The organism is Salinispora goodfellowii (genome assembly GCF_059570675.1).
On record NZ_JCANTD010000006.1, the window covers coordinates 194122 to 211186 of the forward strand.

Consider the following 17065-nt stretch of genomic DNA (forward strand, 5'->3'; position numbering starts at 1 on the left):
TGGAGTTTCAAGGAGGAGCGGCATGGGCTGGTTCAGTCGGAAGCGGTCGCGTACCTGGGGATCAGACGGGGTGCCGACGAAGCTCGACCGGGAGGGCACCCGCGCGGACCTGGTGGCGCTGGAGCAGTTCGTCGCCAGCCGGACCGGGGTCGAGTTCTACCTGGAGCCGGAGACGACGGCGACGGACACGACGGTGGTGGCGATCGCACATGACGGCGAGTGGATCCGCCGCCGTACCGGGTCGCCGCGGGTTGCCGCATCACTCGCCCGCCGGCTGGCCCTGCCGCTCTACGAAGCGGCCAAGATGGGCTATCCGGAGCGGATGCGCGCCTGGAACCGGGCCCACCCGGAGCGGCGCCTGCGGTAGCCGCCGCGCCCTCCGGGGCCGTTGCACCGGGACCGGTTGACCGCTGGTCTCCCCTCGTTTCGTTGACCGGAACGTATTGGTGTGGCAGAGTTCGCGGCCGGACGGCAGTGAAGGAAGCCGGTGTGAATCCGGCGCGGTCCCGCCACTGTCACCGGGGAGTGATCTTCCTTGCGGAGCCACGACCGTGCGTCGCGCGGTTGGAAGGCCGGGGGTGAGCGTCGATCCGGGAGCCAGGATACTTCGGCCGTCGGTGCACCCCAGGGCGTGGATACCCGAGGAGGAACCGATGACGCGTAGCGTCCCAGCTATCGACAGCTGTCGCATTATCCTGGCGGGCGGCGGTATGCCCGCGACCGGTCCGTGGCCGGGCGCCGCCGCGACTGGCCCCGCCGCCGAGAATGTCCCCGCTGCCGTGCTTGGTGCCGCCGTTCTCGGCCCCGCTGCCCGCGGTTGATCGCTGCCTGACGCGGGCCCGGTCGGCCGCCCAGTCGGGTGGCCCGAGACGGCGCCCGTGAAGCCGAATCATCTCCCGTTTCGCTGATCGTCCGCCCCTCGACGCGGGCTTCACTCTCCGGAGCTTCCCGTGCGCATTCTGTTGCTATCTACCGCCGACACCGACCTGCTCGCCGCGCGAGCCAGCGGGGCCGACTACCGCCTGGCCAACCCGACCCGGGTGGCCGTTGACGGCGTACCGGAACTGCTCGACGGCGTGGAACTGGCCGTCGTCCGCCTGCTCGGTGGCCGGGCCGCGTGGCCGGACGGATTGGCGGCGGTCCTCGCCTCGGACGTGCCAACGGTGCTGCTGGGCGGGGAGAGCGTCCCCGACGCCGAGCTGACCGCCGCCTCCACCGTGCCCTCCGGTGTCGCCACCCAAGCCCTCTCCTACCTGGTCGAGGGGGGCCCGGAGAACCTGGCGCAGCTGGCCCGGTTCCTGTCCGACACGGTGCTGCTCACCGGCGAGGGGTTCGCGCCCCCCACACCGACCCCGGCGTACGGGATGCACGGTGACTGGTCGACCGACCCGGACCGGCCGACCGTCGGGATCGTCTTCTACCGGGCGCACGCGCTCGCCGGCAACACCGCCTTCGTGGACACGCTCGCCGGCGCCGTGGAGGCCGCGGGGGGCAACGCGGCACCGATCTTCTGCGGCTCGCTGCGTGGGCTGACCGCCGGCGCGGGCCCACTGGAGCTCTTCGCCCGCTGTGACGCCCTGCTGGTCACCGTGCTCGCCGCCGGGGGCACCGTGGCCACCGACGCAGCCGGTGGTGGGGACGAGGACGCCTGGGACGTGGGCGCGCTCGCCGCCCTCGACCTGCCGGTCATCCAGGCGCTCTGTCTCACCAGCACGCGGGAACAGTGGGCCGCCAGCGACGCCGGACTATCGCCTTTGGACGCGGCGATGCAGGTGGCGATCCCCGAGTTCGACGGGCGGATCGTCACCGTGCCGTTCTCGTTCAAACAGCTCGACGCCGACGGGCTGTCGGTCTACGCGCCGGACCCGGAGCGCGCCGCCCGGGTGGCCGGAATCGCCGTCCGGCACGCCCGGCTGCGGCACCTGCCGAACGCCGGCAAGCGGGTGGCGGTGGTGCTCAGCTCGTACCCGACGAAGCACTCCCGGGTCGGCAACGCCGTCGGCCTGGACACCCCGGCCAGCGCGGTGCGGCTGCTCGCCGCGCTCGCCGCCGCCGGCTACGACCTCGGCGCGACGCCCGTCCCGGACGACGGGGACGCCCTCATCCACGCCCTCATCGCCGCCGGCGGCCACGACGTCGAGTGGCTCACCCCCGAGCAGCTCGCCACCGCCAGCGCGCGGGTGCCGCGGGAGACGTACCGGCGGTGGTTCGACCAGGTGCCGGCGCCGCTGCGCGCCGCCATGGTCCGCCACTGGGGGGAGCCGCCGGGGGAGCTGTACACCGACGGCGGCGACCTCGTCCTGGCCGGTCTGCGGTTCGGCAACGTGGTCCTGCTGATCCAGCCGCCCCGCGGCTTCGGGGAGAACCCGATCGCCATCTACCACGACCCGGACCTGCCCCCCAGTCACCACTACCTGGCCGCGTACCGGTGGCTGGCCGCCCCCGCCACGACCGGGGGCTTCGGCGCGGACGCCGTGGTACACCTGGGCAAGCACGGCACCCTGGAGTGGCTGCCGGGCAAGGGCCTCGGGCTGGCCGCCGACTGCGCCCCGGACGCGGTCCTCGGTGACCTGCCGCTGGTGTACCCGTTCATCGTCAACGACCCGGGGGAGGGGACGCAGGCCAAGCGCCGCGCGCACGCGGTCGTCGTCGACCACCTGGTGCCGCCGATGGCCCGCGCCGAGACCTATGGGGACCTGGCGAAGCTGGAGCAACTACTCGACGAGTACGCCACCGTGCAGGCGCTCGACCCGGCGAAGGCGCCCGTCGTACGAGGACAGATCTGGGAGCTGGTGCGCACCGCGGAACTGCACCACGACCTGCACCAGTCGGAGATGCCGGCCGCCGATGACTTCGACGACTTCGTGTTGCACCTCGACGGTTACCTCTGCGAGGTCAAGGACGTGCAGATCCGCGACGGCCTGCACGTGCTGGCCGAAGCACCCGGCGGCGAAGCGCGGGTCAACCTGGTGCTCGCCGTGCTGCGTGCCCCACAGGTGTGGGGCGGGACCCGGGCCCTGCCCGGCCTGCGGCAGGCCCTCGCCGCCAGCTACGGCCTGGACGAGTCCGCGCTGCTCGCCGTGCCCGGAGCCCGGGTGCGGGTACCGGCCGCGCTGACCGACGCCGCCGGTGGGCCGGCCGGCACCGCCGCCGACGCCGTCGACCTGATCGAGGGTCTGGCCCGGCGCCTCGCCCTCGGGATGGAGACGCTCGGCTGGCCGGCCGACCGGGCGCAGGAGGTCGTCGTCGAGGTCACCGGCCGGGCGATTCCGGAGGCCGCCGCGGTGCTGCGCTTCGCCGCCACCGAGCTGGTGCCGCGGCTGGAGCGCACCACCGACGAGCTGGCGCACACCCTCGCCGCCCTCAACGGGCGGTTCGTGCCCCCCGGCCCGTCCGGATCACCCACCCGAGGTCTGGTCAACGTGCTGCCCACCGGTCGCAACTTCTACTCGGTCGACCCGAAGGCGATCCCCAGCCGCAACGCCTGGGACGTCGGCGTGGCCCTGGCCGACTCGCTGCTGAGCCGGCACCTCGCCGACACCGGGGTGTACCCGCGCTCGGTCGGGCTCACCGTGTGGGGCACCAGCGCCATGCGGACGCAGGGCGACGACATCGCCGAGGTGCTCGCGTTACTCGGCTGCCGACCCACCTGGGACGACCGGTCCCGGCGGGTGACCGGAGTCGAGGTGCTGCCCCTAGCCGAGTTGGGTCGCCCCCGCATCGATGTGACCGTCCGCATCTCCGGCTTCTTCCGGGACGCCTTTCCGCACGTGGTGGCGCTCATGGACGACGCGGTACGACAGGTGGCCGCGCTGGACGAGCCGGCCGCGGACAACCACCTCCGGGCGCACGTGGCCTCAGACCTCGCCGGGCACGGCGACGAGCGCCGGGCCACCGCGCGGATCTTCGGATCGAAGCCGGGCGCGTACGGGGCCGGGCTGCTTCCGCTGATCGACGCCCGGAACTGGCGCAGCGACGCCGACCTGGCCGAGGTGTACGCGGTGTGGGGCGGCTACGCGTACGGGCGGGGGCTGGACGGCCGACAGGCCCGTACCGACATGGAACGCGCCTTCGCGCGGATCGCCGTGGCGGTGAAGAACCAGGACACCCGGGAGCACGACATCGTCGACTCCGACGACTACTTCCAGTACCACGGCGGGATGGTGGCGATGGTCCGACACCTCACCGGCGCCGCCCCGGCCGCGTACGTCGGCGACTCGGCGATGCCGCACGACGTGCGGACCCGCACCCTCAGCGAGGAGACCCGCCGGGTGTTCCGGGCCCGGGTGGTCAACCCGAGGTGGGTCGCGGCGATGCGCCGGCACGGCTACAAGGGCGCATTCGAACTGGCGGCCACCGTCGACTACCTGTTCGGCTACGACGCCACCGCAGGTGTGGTCGACGACTGGATGTACGAGCGGCTCGCCGAGGCGTACCTGTTCGACGCCGAGACCCGGGAGTTCCTGGAGCGGTCCAACCCGTGGGCGTTGCGGGGCATGACCGAACGGCTGCTGGAGGCCGCCGACCGGGGGCTGTGGGAAAAGCCGGAGCCGAGCACCCTGGACCGGCTCCGGGAGACGTATCTGGCCAGCGAGGGCGATCTGGAGGACCGCGGATGAGCACGACGAGTGAACCCGGCCTGCGGGTTGCACGGCCGCCGCGACCGGAGGCGCCCGGGGCGAACTACCCGTTCTCGGCCGTACTCGGCATGGCCGATATGCGCCTGGCGCTGCTGCTGAACGCGGTCAACCCGGCGATCGGCGGGGTGCTGGTGCGGGGCGAGAAGGGCACCGCCAAGTCGACCGCGGTGCGCGCCCTCGCCGCCCTGCTGCCGCCGGTGGTGCGGGTCGCCGAGTGCCGGTTCGCCTGCGATCCGCAGACGCCTGATCCCGGCTGCCCGGACGGGCCGCACCCGGCGGTGCCGGCGACCGAACGTCGCCCGGCCGCGCTGGTCGAACTGCCGGTCGGCGCCGCCGAGGACCGGGTGGTCGGCTCGCTCGACCTGGAGCGGGTACTCGCCGACGGGGTCCGCGCCTACGAGCCCGGCCTGCTCGCCGCCGCCCACCGGGGGGTGCTCTATGTCGACGAGGTGAACCTGCTCCACGACCATCTGGTCGACCTGCTGTTGGACGCCGCCGCGATGGGGCGCTGCCACGTCGAGCGGGAGGGCGTGTCGGTCCGCCACGCGGCCCGGTTCCTGCTGGTCGGCACGATGAACCCGGAGGAGGGGGAGCTGCGTCCGCAATTCCTCGACCGGTTCGGGCTGACCGTCGAGGTGACGGCCAGCCGCGACCCGGCCGTACGGGTGGAGGTGGTGCGTCGCCGGCTCGACGCCGACACGGACCCTTCCGGCTTCGCCGCGCGCTGGGCGGGGGCGGACGCGGCGGTCGCCGGGCGGGTGGCCGAGGCCCGCGACCGGCTGGACCGGGTGGTGTTGACCGACGCGGCCCTGCGGCAGATCGCCGAGGTCTGCGCGGCGTTCGACGTGGACGGGATGCGGGCCGACATCGTCACCGCCCGGACCGCCGTGGCGCACGCCGCCTGGCAGCGCCGGGACCGGGTGAGCGCGGAGGATGTTCGGGTGGCCGCCCGACTCGCCCTGCCGCACCGTCGCCGCCGGGACCCGTTCGACCCGCCGGGACTGGACGAACAACGCCTGGACGAGGCGCTGAACCGGGCGCAGGAGGAACACCCCGACGACCCGGACGACGGCGCCGGTCCGGGCCGTGGTCCGGGGGATGACGCCGGCCCCGACGGCGGTCCGGGGGGCGGCACCACACCCGACGGCGGTCCGGGCGGGGGCACCGGTCCCGACGGCGGTCCGGGCGGGGGCACCGGTCCCGGTGGTGCGGGCGGCCCGGCCGGCGACACCGGGCCCGAGCCGGACACCGGCTCCACGGCGGACATCCACCCCGATGGCAGCACCGGCTCCGCGACTGATCCGTCCGGTCCGGACCGACCCGCGGTCCCCGAGGACGGTGCGTCCCGGTCCATGCATCCGAGCCGGGACGTGCACCCGGGTGGGGTCCCACACCCGGTGGCCGCGCCGCAGCTCGGGCTCCGGGCGCGGTTGTTCACCGTGCCGGGCATCGGCGAGGGGGTGCCGGGCCGGCGGTCGCGGGCGCGGACCGGGCGCGGTCGCACCACCGGTGCCCGGGTGCCGGCTGGCCGCCCCGGCGCGCTGCACCTGCCGGCGACGATCCGGACCGCCGCCGGGCACCAGGTCGCCCGGGGACGGGCCGGTGGACCGCTGCGGATACATCCGGCTGACGTACGGGAGGCCGTTCGGGAGGGGCGGGCGGGCAATCTGGTGCTCTTCGTGGTGGACGCCAGCGGTTCGATGGGTGCCCGGCAGCGGATGAGTGCCGTCAAGGGCGCGGTGCTCGCCCTGCTCACCGACGCCTACCAGCGCCGCGACAAGGTGGCGGTGGTCGCCTTCCGTGGTGCTGGCGCGCAGGTCCTGCTGCCCGCCACCGCCTCGGTGCTCGCCGCCTCCACCCGGCTGGCCGAGCTGCCCACCGGTGGGCGTACCCCGCTCGCGGAGGGCCTGCTCGCCGCCGCCGAGCTGCTGCGGGTGGAGCGCCTGCGGGACCCCCGCCGGCAACCGTTGACCCTGGTCCTGACCGATGGTCGGGCCACCGCGGGCGCGGACCCGTTGCCCCGCGCGGCGCGGGCGGCGGCGGTGCTGCGCGCGACCGGCGCCCCCTGTGTCGTCGTGGACTGCGAGTCCGGCCCCGTCCGACTCGCCCTGGCCCGCCGCCTGGCCACCCAGCTGGCCGCCGCCCACCACCCCCTGCCCACCGTGACGACCGCCCCGTTGGCGGCGTTGGCGACCGCCGGCCTCGCCGCGGAGCGGAGCGTGCGCTGATGCCGCAGGGTAAACCGACGCACGTGCCGGCCGACGGGCTCACGACCCGGCAGCGGCGGAACCGCCCGTTGCTGATCGTCCACACCGGCTCGATGAAGGGGAAGTCGACCGCCGCCTTCGGTCTCGCGTTGCGGGCCTGGACCGCCGGACTGCCGATCGGGGTGTTCCAGTTCGTCAAGAGCGCCAAGTGGCGGGTGGGCGAGGAGAGCGCGTTCCGCGCCCTCGGCGAGGTACACGAGCAGACCGGTCAGGGCGCCCCGGTGAGCTGGCACAAGATGGGTGAGGGCTGGTCCTGGATCCAGCGCGACGGTATGGCCGACCACGCCGCCGACGCCCGTGAGGGGTGGCGGCAGATCCAGCGCGACCTGACCGCCCAGCGGTACGGCCTCTACGTGCTCGACGAGTTCACCTACCCGATGAAGTGGGGCTGGGTGGACGTCGCCGAGGTGGTCGACACCCTCACCACCCGACCCGGCTTTCAGCACGTCGTCATCACCGGTCGGGACGCCGACCCGCGCCTGGTGGCCGCCGCCGACCTGGTTGCCGAGCTGACCAAGGTGAAGCATCCGATGGACGCCGGCCAGAAGGGCCAGAAGGGCATCGAATGGTGAGCGCCCCCTGGTCCCTGCCGCGGGTCGTGGTCGCCGCACCGGCCAGCGGCCACGGCAAGACCACGATCGCCACCGGGCTACTCGCCGCGCTGCGTCGTCGGGGTCACCCGGTCAGTCCACACAAGGTCGGCCCGGACTACATCGACCCCGGCTACCACGCCCTCGCCGCCGGCCGGCCCGGCCGCAACCTCGACCCGTGGCTGGTGGGGGAGGAGCGGGTCGCCGGTCTGCTGCGGCACGGCGCGGCCGTGCCCCACCCCGCCGACATCGCGGTGATCGAGGGGGTGATGGGGCTGCACGACGGTGCGGTCGGCCACCGCGGGTACGCCTCCACCGCCCACGTCGCCCGGCTCGTCGCCGCGCCCGTGCTGCTGGTGCTCGACACCACCGCCCAGGGGCGCAGCGCCGCCGCCCTGGCCCTCGGAATGGGCGCCTTCGACCCGGCGGTGCGAATCGGCGGGGTGGTGCTCAACCGGGTCGGCTCGCCCCGGCACGAGTCGCTGCTGCGCGAGGCCCTGGCCGAGGTCGGCGTACCGGTGCTGGGCGCGGTCACCCGGGCCGCCGAGGTCGCCGCCCCCGCCCGCCACCTCGGCCTGGTGCCGGTCGCGGAACGGGCCGCCGAGTCAATCGCCGTGGTTGCCGCGTTGGCCGACCTGGTGGCGGCCACCGTGGACCTCGACGCGGTGCTGGAGTTGGCCCGAAGTGCCCCGCCCCTGACCGCGTCGCCCTGGGACCCGGCCGTCGCCGTCGGCGGCCCGGCCGGGCCCGACCGGCCGGTGGTCGCCGTCGCCGGTGGCCCAGCCTTCACCTTCGGCTACGCCGAGACGACCGAGCTGCTCACGGCCGCCGGTGCCACCGTGGTGCCGTTCGATCCGCTGCGGGATGAGGCGCTGCCCGCCGGTACCCGGGCCGTGGTTGTCGGCGGGGGCTTTCCCGAGGTGTACGTGGAGGCGCTCGCCGCGAACACCGGGCTGCGCGCCGATCTGGCCGCCTTCGACGGGCCGGTGGTGGCCGAGTGCGCGGGTCTGCTCTACCTGGGACGCGAACTGGACGGGGTGCCGATGTGCGGCCGACTCGACCTGACGGCCCGAATGACCGGACGGCTCACCCTCGGCTACCGGATGGCCGTCGCCGCCGCCGACTCGGTGCCGCACGCCGCCGGGGACCTGGTCCGCGGGCACGAGTTCCACCGCACCGGCACCGATCCCGGTCACGGTGAGCAGCCGGCGTGGCGCTGGGACGGGGCCGCGCACGGCTTCGTCGCCGGCCGGATCCACGCCTCGTACCTGCACACCCACTGGGCCGGGCAGCCCCGAGCGGCCCAGCGGCTGGTAGCGGCGGCGACCCGATGACCGTGACGCTGACCGGGGTCGGGGTGGGCCCCGGCGACCCGGAGCTACTCACCGTGCGCGCGGTACGGGTGCTGCGCGAGGCTGACGTGGTCTTCGTACCCGTGCTGGACCGGCCGGCGGGCGCCGCGGCCCCCGGCCGGGCCGAGACCACGATCGCCCCGTACCTACCGCCGGAGCGGCTGCGCCGGCTGCCGTTCGCCCTGGACGACCGGGGCGGGGTGACCCGACGGCGGGAGAACGCGTGGAACGCCGCCGCGCAGGCGGTCGCCACCGCGGTGGACGACGGTGCCCGAGCGCTGGCCTTCGCCACCATCGGCGACCCCAACGTCTACTCCACGTTCGGCTATCTGGCGCAGACCCTCCGCGAACTGCGGCCGGCGGTCGCCGTGCACACCGTTCCCGGGATCACGGCCATGCAGGAACTCGCCGCCAGAAGCGGAGTTCCCCTCTGCGAGGGACGAGAGCCGCTGACCCTGCTGCCGGCCACCGCCGGGCTGGCGCTCTTCGCCGACGCGGTCGCCGGGCCGGGCACGGTCGTCGCCTACAAGGGGTGGCGGCGGCACCCGGAGTTGCTGGCCGAGCTCCGCCGGCAGGGTCGACTCACCGACGCGGTGCTCGGCAGCGGGCTGGGCCTGGCCGGCGACCGCGTCGGTCCGGCCGCCGAGGCCGGCGACGACCCGCCGTACCTGTCGACACTGCTGGTCCCGGCCCGCCGGGACCGCCGAGGGGGGAAACTGTGAGCGGCACCGTTTGGTTCGTGGGTGCGGGACCCGGCGCGGCGGATCTGCTGACCCTGCGCGCGGCCCGGGTGATCGCCGCCGCCGATGTGGTGGTCTGGGCGGCCAGTTTGGTCCACGCCGACGTGCTGGCCCACGCCAGACCGGACGCCGAGATCGTCGACTCGTCGCGGTTGCCGATGGAGGGGGTGCTGCCCCTGTACCGGCGGGCCGCCGCCGACGGGTTGACCGTGGCCCGGATCCACTCGGGCGACCCGGCGCTGTGGGGTGCGGTGCAGGAGCAGCTCGACCTGTGCCGGGCGCTCGGGCTGGCCGTGGAGATCGTGCCGGGGGTCTCCTCGTTTTCCGCGGTCGCCGCCCGGATCGGGCGGGAGCTGACCGTTCCCGAGGTCGCGCAGTCGGTGATCCTCACCCGCCTGGAGGGTGGGAAGACGCCGATGCCGCCGGGGGAGCGGGTACGCGAGTTCGCCCGGCACGGCACCACCATGGCGTTGTTCCTCTCCGCCGCCCGCTCCGGTCAGGTGCAGGCCGAGCTGCTCGCCGGGGGGTATTCGGCCGACACCCCGGCGGTCGTGGCGTATCAGGCGACCTGGCCGGACGAGCTGGTGGCGCACTGCACCGTCGGCACCCTAGCGGCGACGGTCAAGGAACACCGGCTCTGGAAGCACACCCTCATCCTGGTCGGGCCGGCGCTGGCGGCCGCCGGTACCCGTTCGCATCTCTACCATCCGGGGCACTTCCACGGTCACCGGCGGGCGGAGCCGGCCGCGCGGGCCGCCCTTCGCCGGGAGGTCACCGCTCGGGCGGACCGGCCGACCTGATGGCCTACGACCTGCCGCCCCTGCGCGAGCCGGACCTGCCGCGTACCGCGAAGGTCCGGCCCGTGGCGCTGCGCACCGGCTGGACCACCGGCGCCTGCGCGACAGCCGCGACGAAGGCCGCGCTGACCGCCCTGGTCACCGGGGTGTCACCGGAGGAGGTCGAGATCGGACTGCCGGCCGGGCGGCGGGTGTGCTTCCCGGTGGCCCGCTGCGACCGTACGGCTGGCGGCGCCGAGGCGGTGGTGGTCAAGGACGCCGGCGACGACCCGGACGTCACCCACGGCGCCGAGCTGACCGCCACGGTCGGCTGGCGACCGGTCCCCGGACTGACCCTGGCGGGTGGGCCCGGGGTGGGCACGGTGACCAAGCCGGGGCTGGGACTGCCGGTCGGCGGGCCGGCGATCAACGACACCCCGCGCCAGATGATCGGCGCGGCGGTCGCCGAGCTGGTCGACCTGGCCGTCCTCGGCGTCCGGGTGGTGATCAGCGTCCCGCGCGGCGAGATCATGGCCCGGAAGACCACGAACCGCCGGCTCGGCATCCTCGGCGGCATCTCGATCCTCGGTACGACCGGTGTGGTCAGGCCCTTCTCCACCGCGTCCTGGCGGGCCAGCGTCGTGCAGGCCGTACAGGTGGCGGCTGCGCAGGGGGAGCCGACGGTGGTGCTGTGCACGGGTGGGCGGACCGAGCGGGCCGCCCGAGAGCTGCTGCCGGAGCTGCCCGAGGTGTGCTTCGTGGAGGTGGGTGACTTCACCGGTGCGGCGGTCACCGCCGCCGTTACCCACGGACTGTCCGGGGTGGCCTTCGTCGGGATGGCCGGCAAGCTGGCCAAGCTCGCCGCCGGGGTGCTGATGACCCACTACACCCGTTCCCGGGTGGACCTGTCGCTCCTCGGCGCGGTGACCGTCGAGGCGGGCGGCACCGCCGAGCTGGCCGCCGCCGTCACCGCCGCCAACACCGGTCGGCACGCGTACGAGTTGTGGGAGGCCGCCGGCCTGCTCGGCCCCGCCGGTGACCTGCTCTGCCGTCGGGTCGGCGCGGTGCTGCGACGCTTCGCCGGGGACGCCCTCGCCGTCGACGTGGCGATGGTGGACTTCGCCGGGCGGCGATGCGTGGCCGCCGGTGGGCGGTGGGCCCGGTGACCGGTATGCCGGGTACGGGTCGGCGGGACACCGGTGTTGAGGGCCCCGGCGCCTCCGTCGTCGGTGGTGCCGGTGCCGGTGCGACGGTGGTGACGGTGGCCGGTGTGGACGCCGCTGGTAACCCGGCGCACCCGGCCCTCGCCGCCGAGCTGGCGCGGGCGGGGCTCGTGGTCGGTGCCGCCCGGCACCTGGCGGCCGCGCCGGTGCCGGCCGGCGCGGAGACGGTCGTGCTCGGTCCGCTGCCGCCGGCCCTGGAACGGCTCACCGCCGCGGTCGCCGCGGGCACCCCGGCCGTCGTCCTCGCCAGCGGTGATCCGGGCTGCTTCGGGATCGTGCGCCGGCTGCGGGCGGCCGGGCTGCCGGTGCGGGTGCTACCGGCGGTGTCCAGCGTCGCCGCCGCGTTCGCCCGGGCCGGGCTCTCCTGGGACGGCGCGGCGGTGGTCAGCGCCCATGGCCGGGACGCCCGAGCGGCGCTCAACGCCTGCCGGGCGCTGCCCCGGGTCGCGGTGCTCACCGCGCCGGGGGCGGGGGCCGCGGAACTCGGTGCCGGCCTGGTGGGCTGGTCCCGTCGACTGGTGGTGGCCGAGCACCTCGGCAGCGACGCCGAACGGGTCACCTGGACGACCCCGGCGGAGGCGGCGGCTGGTAGCTGGACCGATCCACATGTGCTGCTGAGCCTCGGCCCCGGTCCGGGCGGAGCGGTCCGGGCGGACAACCAACCGGCCGCTGCCCCGGCCGCCGGGTGGGCGCTGCCCGAGGGGGCGTACCGGCACCGCGCTTCGATGATCACCAAGGCGGAGGTGCGGGCGCTGGTCGTGGCCGGGCTGCGGCCCCGGCTCGGCCGGCTGGTGTGGGACGTGGGTGCCGGCAGCGGCTCGGTGGGCATCGAGTGTGCCCTGCTCGGCGCGGCGGTTGTCGCGGTGGAGCGGGACCCGGCCGCCGTGGACCTGGTGCACGACAACGCCGCTCGGCACGGCGTGGACGTACGGGTGGTCCTCGGCGCCGCCCCGGCCGCCCTGGCCGGGCTTCCCGACGCCGACGCGGCCTTCGTCGGCGGGGGCGGCACCGGGGTGCTCGCCGCGGTGGCGGCCCGCCGACCGGCGCGGGTCCTCGTCGCGCTCGCCGCGGTGGACCGGGTCGCCCCGGCCCGGGACGTGCTGCGCGCCGCCGGCTACACCGTCGACGGTGTCCAACTTTCCGCTGCTCGCCTCGCCGACCTGCCCGGCGGGTCGATCCGTCTCGCGGCCACCAATCCGGTGGTCGTCCTCACCGGGGAGTTCCTGTGAAGCACGTCGAATGCACCGAGGCGCGGTCGGGCCGGATCGGGCTGGTCGCGGTCACCGCGGCGGGGCGCCGGCACGCCCGGGTCCTCGCCGGTGCCTGGCCGCAGGCCCGGCTGCTGGAGGCGGAGAGCGCCGCCGCCGGACTTCGGGCGGCCTGGTCGGAGTGCGACCAGATCGTCGCATTCCTGGCCACCGGCGCGGTGGTCCGCCTGCTGGCGCCGTTGCTTGACGACAAGCGCCGCGATCCGGCGGTGGTGACGGTGGACGAGGCGGCCCGGCACGCGGTGGCCCTGCTCGGTGGGCACGCCGGCGGCGCCAACGCCCTCGCGGCCGAGGTCGGGGCGTTACTCGACGCGGCGCCGGTGGTCACCACCGCCACCGACGCGGTCGACCTACCTGGCCTGGACACCCTGGGCTGGCCGGTCGAGGGGGCGGTCGCCACGGTGAGCCGGGCGATCCTGGACGGCGAGCCGGTCACGGTGGTTGCCGACGCGTCCTGGCCCCTGCCGGCACTGCCAACCAACGTCCAGGTCGCCCCGGCCGGCCCCGCCGGTGCTCCCGCGGTGGGCTATCGGGTGCTGGTTACCGACCGGATCGTGCCCCTAGACGGGCGGACCGCCGTGCTCCGGCCCCCCTCCCTGGTCGCCGGGGTCGGGGCGAGCCGCGGCGTGCCCGCCGCCGAGGTACGTGCCCTGCTGGATCGGGTGCTCGCCACCGCGGGCCTCAGCGCGGCGAGCCTGCGCTGTCTGGCCAGCGTCGACATCAAGGCCGATGAGGACGGTATCCGTACCACCGCCGATGCGCTGCGGATACCCCTGACGACCTGGTCCGCCGCGGAGCTGGCGGCGGTTGCGGTGCCCAATCCCAGCGAGGTGGTTCGCGCCGCGGTCGGCACGCCAAGCGTCGCGGAGGCCGCGGCGTTGCTCGGCGGGGACGCCGAACTGCTGGTGCCCAAGACCGCGACCGTGATGGCGACCGTCGCGGTCGCCCGGCATGCGCCGCGCGGCCGGCTCGCCCTGGTCGGCCTCGGACCCGGTGCGGCCGAACTGCGTACCCCCCGGGCGGTGACGGAGCTACGGCGGTCTGCCGTCGTGGTCGGCTTGGACCAGTACCTGGACCAGATCCGCGACCTGTTGCGCCCGGGGACCCGGGTACTCGCCAGCGGGCTCGGCGCCGAGGAGGAGCGGGCCCGGTCCGCCGTCGCCGAGGCTACCGCCGGCCAGGCCGTCGCCCTGGTCGGATCCGGCGACGCCGGGGTGTACGCGATGGCGAGCCCTGCCCTGGAGTACGCCGACGAGCGGGTCGATGTGGTCGGCGTGCCCGGGGTGACCGCCGCCCTCGCGGCGGCGGCCCTGCTCGGGGCGCCGCTGGGGCACGACCACGCCTACCTGAGCCTCTCCGACCTGCACACCCCGTGGGAGGTCATCGCCCGTCGGGTGACCGCCGCGGCGCAGGGGGACTTCGTCGCGGTGCTCTACAACCCGCGTAGCCGGAACCGGGACTGGCAGTTGCCGGCGGCGCTGCGGCTCCTCGCGGAGCATCGACCGCCGGATACCCCCGTCGGGGTGGTCCGTAACGCCAGCCGAGCTGGGCAGCGGGTGCACCTGGCCACCCTGGCGACTCTCGCCCCGGCGATCGTCGACATGTACAGCGTCGTGGTCGTGGGCAGTAGCCAGACGCGCCGGGTCGCCGGCCGGATGGTCACCCCGCGGGGCTACCGGTGGCGGACGTGACCGGCCCCGCACCGGTATTCGTTGCCGCCTGCCAGGGCTGCGGGGCCTGCCTGCTGACCTGCCCCACGCACGCGATCCGGCCGGTGCCCGGCGGCCTTGTCATCCGGGCCGACCGTTGCACTGGCTGCCTGGAATGTCTGGAGATCTGCCCGGTCGGCGCCATCCGCACCGCCGGTCCGCGACACCTGGAGGAGCCGATGGTCAGCACCCCGGTCAACCCCGCACCCGCGCGGGAGGACGGATGAGCCGGCCGGTGCATCCGATCGAGGTCGAGTCGTACCGGATTCTGCGGGAGCGGGTTGACCTTCGGCACCTGCCGCCGCTGACCCGCGCGGTCACCGAGCGGGTGGTACATGCCAGCGCGGACCTGAGCTACGTGACGGATCTGGTCTGTGCCGAGACCGCGCTGGCCGGTGGGCTGGCCGCGCTCCGGTCCGGCGCGCCGATCGTGGCCGATGTGGCGATGGTTGCCGCCGGGATCACCGGCCGGGCGACGGTCTGCCCAGTCGCCGAGGCGGGCACCGCCGCGCTGGCCCGGCAGGCCGGGATCACCCGTTCGGCCGCCGCGGTGCGGATCGCCCTGGGCCGGGTGGGGCCCGGTGCGGTGTGGGTGGTCGGCTGCGCGCCCACCGCGCTGACCGAACTGCTCGCCCTGGACGCCCGGCCGGCCCTGGTGGTCGGCCTGCCGGTGGGCTTCGTCGGCGCCGCGGAGTCGAAGGCCGCGCTCCGAATCAGCGGTCTGCCGGGAATCTCGAACCGGGGCGAGAAGGGCGGGTCGGCGGTGGCCGCCGCCGCCCTCAACGCCCTGCTCTATGTGGAGGGGGAAGAGTGACCGCACTGGTCATCGTCGGGCACGGCACCCGTAGCGCTGAGGGGGTGGCGCAGTTCGCCGCGCTGATCGAACGGGTCCGGACCCGGGCCGGCGATACGGTCGGCGACGTCGAGGGGGGCTTCATCGAGTTGTCCCGTCCGCCCCTGACCGACGCCGTCGGCGCGCTCGCCGGCCGGGGGCACCGGGCACTGGTGGCGCTGCCGCTGGTGTTGACCGCGGCCGGGCATGGCAAGGGTGACATCCCGGCGGCACTGGCTCGGGAACAGCAGCGCCACCCCGGCCTGCGCTACGCCTACGGCCGACCGCTTGGCCCGCACCCGTTGCTGCACACCGCTCTCCAGGAGCGGATTGACGCCGCGCTGGCCGGCGCGGAGCGGGCCGACACCTGGGTGGCGTTGATCGGGCGTGGCTCCACCGACCCGGACGCGAACGCCGAGGTTGCCAAGGTGGCCCGGTTGTTGTGGGAGGGCCGGGGCTACGCGGGCGTTGAGCCGGGCTTCATCTCGCTCGCCGAGCCGTCCGTGCCGGCGGTCCTGGATCGGCTGCGCCGGCTGGGGGCGCGGCGGATCGTCGTCGCTCCGTACTTCCTGTTCGCCGGGGTGCTACCGGATCGCATTCGGGCCCAGTCCCGGGAGTACGCCGCCGCCCATCCCGAGCTGGACCTGCGGGTGGCGGACCTGATCGGTGACTGCGATGCCCTCGCCGACCTGGTGTTGGAACGCCACGCCGAGGCGGTGCGGGGCGACATCCGGATGAACTGCGACACCTGTGCATACCGGGTGTCGATGCCGGGCTTCGTCGACAAGGTGGGTCGGCCGCAGACCCCGCACGACCACCCGGACGACCCGGTGGGCGGACACAGTCACCAGCACCAGCACCAGCACCAGCACCCCGAGCCCGTGTTGCGGCCGGGTGCGGTGGCGATCGTTGGCGGCGGACCGGGCCCGGCAGACCTGATCACCGTCCGGGGTCGGGCGTTGCTGGCGGTCGCCGACGTGGTGGTGGTGGATCGGCTCGCCCCGCAGGAGCTGCTCGCCGGACTACGCCCGGGGGTGCAGGTGGTGGACGCGGCGAAGTCACCCCGGGGGCCGTCCGTCGGGCAGGACGCCATCAACACCGCACTGGTCCGGCACGCCCGTGCTGGGCGGCGGGTGGTCCGGCTCAAGGGCGGCGACCCGTACGTGTTCGGGCGCGGGCACGAGGAGGTGTTGGCCTGCGTGGCGGCCGGGGTGCCGGTGACCGTGGTGCCGGGGGTGACCAGCGCGGTGGCCGCGGCGGCCCTGGCCGGGGTGCCGGTCACCCATCGCGGGATGGCGCACGAGTTCACCGTCGTCTCCGGGCACCTGCCGCCGGGGCATCCGGACTCGCTGGTCGACTGGGCGGCGCTGGGCCGGGCCCAGGGCACCCTGGTGGTGCTGATGGGAGTCGAGACGATCGGCGCCGTCGCCGTGGAGCTGATCGCGCACGGGCGCGCCCCGGACACCCCCGCCCTCGCCGTGCAGGATGCCGGCCATCCCGGGCAGCGTTCGTTGCCGGCGCGCCTGGACGGGATCGCTGCGGTGGCGGCTCGGGCGGGCGTTTGCCCCCCGGCGGTCTTCGTGGTCGGCCCGGTCGCGGCGTTCGTCGCGGAGCCCGTCCTGGCCGCGTCGGGTCATTGACCTGACTCCCGGCTGACGTCCGCCGCGC

Annotated in this window: 13 protein-coding genes and 1 riboswitch; all 13 genes read left to right on the forward strand. The window is 75.2% G+C overall.

Going from position 1 to position 17065, the window contains the following annotated elements; genetic code table 11:
* Positions 1 to 22: 22 nt before the first annotated feature.
* Positions 23 to 367: a hypothetical protein gene (locus tag T398_RS09645; protein WP_018822013.1), complete on the forward strand. Its 345-nt coding sequence runs from the start codon at positions 23 to 25 to the stop codon at positions 365 to 367.
* A 110-nt stretch (positions 368 to 477) separates the two neighbouring features.
* Positions 478 to 608: riboswitch (cobalamin riboswitch) on the forward strand.
* A 342-nt stretch (positions 609 to 950) separates the two neighbouring features.
* Positions 951 to 4619, forward strand: a complete 3669-nt coding sequence (gene cobN / locus T398_RS09650; RefSeq protein WP_496445980.1) for a cobaltochelatase subunit CobN — start codon at positions 951 to 953, stop codon at positions 4617 to 4619.
* Positions 4616 to 6868, forward strand: a complete 2253-nt coding sequence (locus tag T398_RS09655) for a VWA domain-containing protein (protein ID WP_496445981.1) — start codon at positions 4616 to 4618, stop codon at positions 6866 to 6868. Before cobN ends, T398_RS09655 begins: the two co-directional genes overlap by 4 nt.
* Positions 6868 to 7479 (forward strand): cob(I)yrinic acid a,c-diamide adenosyltransferase, encoded by a 612-nt coding sequence (gene cobO / locus T398_RS09660; RefSeq protein ID WP_496445982.1) that lies wholly within the window; start codon positions 6868 to 6870, stop codon positions 7477 to 7479. Before T398_RS09655 ends, cobO begins: the two co-directional genes overlap by 1 nt.
* A complete protein-coding gene (locus tag T398_RS09665; protein ID WP_496445983.1) occupies positions 7473 to 8831 on the forward strand; it encodes a cobyrinic acid a,c-diamide synthase CobB in 1359 nt (452 codons plus the stop codon). The genes cobO and T398_RS09665 overlap by 7 nt, the downstream gene beginning before the upstream one ends.
* Entirely contained in the window at positions 8828 to 9571 is a 744-nt protein-coding gene (gene cobI / locus T398_RS09670; RefSeq protein ID WP_496445984.1) for a precorrin-2 C(20)-methyltransferase, read from the forward strand. The genes T398_RS09665 and cobI overlap by 4 nt, the downstream gene beginning before the upstream one ends.
* Positions 9568 to 10389 carry a precorrin-4 C(11)-methyltransferase gene (cobM, locus tag T398_RS09675; RefSeq protein ID WP_496445985.1) on the forward strand — a complete coding sequence of 274 codons (822 nt, stop codon included), beginning with the start codon at positions 9568 to 9570 and terminating at the stop codon, positions 10387 to 10389. The genes cobI and cobM overlap by 4 nt, the downstream gene beginning before the upstream one ends.
* Positions 10389 to 11531, forward strand: coding sequence for a cobalt-precorrin-5B (C(1))-methyltransferase (locus T398_RS09680; protein WP_496445986.1), 1143 nt, complete (start codon positions 10389 to 10391; stop codon positions 11529 to 11531). Before cobM ends, T398_RS09680 begins: the two co-directional genes overlap by 1 nt.
* The gene (gene cbiE, locus T398_RS09685) at positions 11498 to 12817 is read left to right on the forward strand and encodes a precorrin-6y C5,15-methyltransferase (decarboxylating) subunit CbiE (RefSeq protein ID WP_496445987.1); all 1320 of its coding nucleotides are present in this window, start codon (positions 11498 to 11500) and stop codon (positions 12815 to 12817) included. Before T398_RS09680 ends, cbiE begins: the two co-directional genes overlap by 34 nt.
* Positions 12814 to 14547: a precorrin-3B C(17)-methyltransferase gene (cobJ, locus tag T398_RS09690; protein ID WP_496445988.1), complete on the forward strand. Its 1734-nt coding sequence runs from the start codon at positions 12814 to 12816 to the stop codon at positions 14545 to 14547. Before cbiE ends, cobJ begins: the two co-directional genes overlap by 4 nt.
* Entirely contained in the window at positions 14535 to 14792 is a 258-nt protein-coding gene (locus T398_RS09695) for a DUF362 domain-containing protein (protein ID WP_496445989.1), read from the forward strand. Before cobJ ends, T398_RS09695 begins: the two co-directional genes overlap by 13 nt.
* Positions 14789 to 15379: a precorrin-8X methylmutase gene (locus T398_RS09700; RefSeq protein ID WP_496445990.1), complete on the forward strand. Its 591-nt coding sequence runs from the start codon at positions 14789 to 14791 to the stop codon at positions 15377 to 15379. The genes T398_RS09695 and T398_RS09700 overlap by 4 nt, the downstream gene beginning before the upstream one ends.
* Positions 15376 to 17037, forward strand: coding sequence for a uroporphyrinogen-III C-methyltransferase (cobA, locus tag T398_RS09705; protein WP_496445991.1), 1662 nt, complete (start codon positions 15376 to 15378; stop codon positions 17035 to 17037). The genes T398_RS09700 and cobA overlap by 4 nt, the downstream gene beginning before the upstream one ends.
* The last annotated feature ends 28 nt before the right edge of the window (positions 17038 to 17065 follow it).